1 protein-coding gene is annotated in these 2,408 nt (G+C 46.4%); it reads right to left on the bottom strand.

Features of this window, described 5'->3' with window-relative positions; all coding sequences use genetic code 11:
• Positions 1–107: 107 nt before the first annotated feature.
• Complete coding sequence (locus QUB63_RS34905) at positions 108–1,754, bottom strand: reverse transcriptase domain-containing protein (RefSeq protein ID WP_332949966.1); 1,647 nt, start codon at positions 1,752–1,754, stop codon at positions 108–110.
• Positions 1,755–2,408: the final 654 nt, after the last annotated feature.

The following is a 2,408-nucleotide window of genomic DNA, read 5'->3' on the forward strand; positions in this document are numbered from 1 at the left end:
TCAAAAGTGGGTAGCTAGCCAGCGAGGTTTCCAGAAGGTTCCTTTTCCGACTAGCCCCCTCCGAACCGTGCTTGCGAGATTTCCAGGCACACGGCTCTCCAGTATTCCTATTCCGTGATGTGCCTAAAAATAGGTTTGCCAGCATGAATGGCGTCATGGCATTGGCGACAAACCATCAAAGTCTTTCGTCTGCGTGCAGACATAATCTGCATCCAGAGCGGTTTAGACTTCCTTCCCTTTACCTTGAGGTCTTTGAGAGCGCGAACGTGGTGAACTTCAATGTCACCTTTCGCCCCACAGACCTCACACTCGTGGGCAAGGAGCCGTTTTATCAGCTCGTTTCTTTCTGGCGGCTTTCGGGTCAAGGGCAGGTCTGGAATGGTTGCTTTTGGGTTACGTTTTAGCGATAGACCACCAAAACGAGCCACCAGTGGTTTCTTACCTTCCCTGTTGATGGTAATTTCCACGCATTTGCGCCGACCTTGTGGGAGCTTGACCGTCTTATGGTACTTGGAGCAGATTTTCGCCACGCTAGTTTTGTGTTTACAAGCGAGTGTTTTCATTAGTGAACTCCACATGACCCATTGCAGTTTTGAAAGCCATGCAATGTTTTGGGCCAGACTGTAGAATTGCACGTACCCTCTGTATTCTGACTGATAGATGCTGATGATTGTAAAATCGTCATCATTAATCAGTTCCGGGCGATGAATGGGTTTGCCATTCCTCTTGTATTGGGCGCACTTTTCTTCCACAAAACGAGTAGGAATTCGGAGTCCAATAATGCCGTTGAGCGAACGCCTACCTTGAGTGTGCTTACTGTCCGACTGTTGAACAACGACGGAGTACCCCAAGAACTTTGCCGCTCCTTTGTGGGCATTTGTAATCAAGGTCTTTTCAGAGGACATATCGAGCTTCAAGTTATCAGCTAAAAATGTTCTCAGTTTTTCCTTGATTTCTTTTGCCTCTGCAACTGACCCTATAAAGCCAAGTAAAAAGTCATCGGCATAGCGTACATAAGACAGCCTTCTGTACCCAGGGTCACGAACATCTTTGGAGGGCATTTTCTGGTATTTTATTTCCAGTTCATGCGCTTTTAAAGTTTGTCCGCTTTTCCTGTAGTACCAAGCGAGTTTCTGGAGTTTGGCATACTCCTTATTTTCGGCTCTTCTTTGACCGCGCGTATATTCTGGAATTAGATTCTCCCAGACAAACTTATCCAACTTGTCGAGATAGATATTGGCGAGAATGGGTGAGACGATTGCGCCTTGAGGCGTACCACTGAGAGTGGAATGATACTTCCATTGCTCGCAATAACCTGCTTTGAGCAGATTTTCCATCAACCTGAGAAAGCGGTTATCTTTAATTTTATCGCGCAGGATTGACATCAAGATTTTATGGTCTATGTTGTCAAAACAACCGCGAATGTCTCCTTCGATAAACCACTTGGTTCCTTGCCAGGTACGGTCTATAGTAGTTAAAGCCGTGTGGCATCCGCGCTCTGGTCTGAAACCGTGACTGCTGTCAGAAAATTGAGGTTCGTAGTATGCCTCAAGAATCGAGCGTACCACTTCTTGAACCAGTTTGTCTTTCCAAGTAGGGACACCAAGCGGTCGAATTTTTCCATTCTTTTTGGGAATGTTAACTCGTCGTACTGGTGTCCATCGAAAGCGTTCATAGCGAATATCTTCTATGAGGCTCTCAATCTTTTTGACAGACATTCCATCAGCAGTTTCCTCAGTAATTCCTCGCGTCATTGCCCCATCATTTTTGTAGATGCGACTGTACGCTCGGAGGTACAAATTCGGGTTGAATAGTTGTCTGTAGACATCTTTTCCCAGAGGCAACCCTCGTTGGCCTCTATCTCGGATTACATTAAGAACCGTTTCGGCGTTCCGCATCTCGCGTACCTCTTGGTCTTAGTGTGAGGAATACCTGTTCTCCTTTGCCATGTGGACGGCTTTCCCGTCCTCAGACTACTATGAGAACTCTGTAGCCATAGGACTCGCGTCCCGTAGGCCATCCCGTGCTTCATCAACTCGGTACGTGGTAGTGTGATTTAGGTGTCCCACTCATTCCTTTGAGCCGTCTCATTGATGGCCGACATCGTTTGAAGAAGTTGTGTTGCTCAAATGTTTAAAACTACACACAAACGATTATTCCTGTTAGACGTTGTAGGAATAGGCAATCGCCTATGCCGTCAGAATTGGGCTTCAAGTAGTCTAACTTTCACCTTGTCACACAAGCCTTGCAAGGCAATGGTTTAAACGTCTTCTCTCCATTCCCCGCTTTACCAACGTGCTGTTTTCCCTTTTTGTCTTTCGACTCTAGGTAAGTTGGTTGACTTAGAGACATTCTTCTTAGTCTCTCCCAATTAGATTGGGGATACCGTGTTGACTGCCACGGCGCAC

Source organism: Microcoleus sp. ARI1-B5 (genome assembly GCF_036705795.1).
Lineage (GTDB): Bacteria > Cyanobacteriota > Cyanobacteriia > Cyanobacteriales > Microcoleaceae > Microcoleus.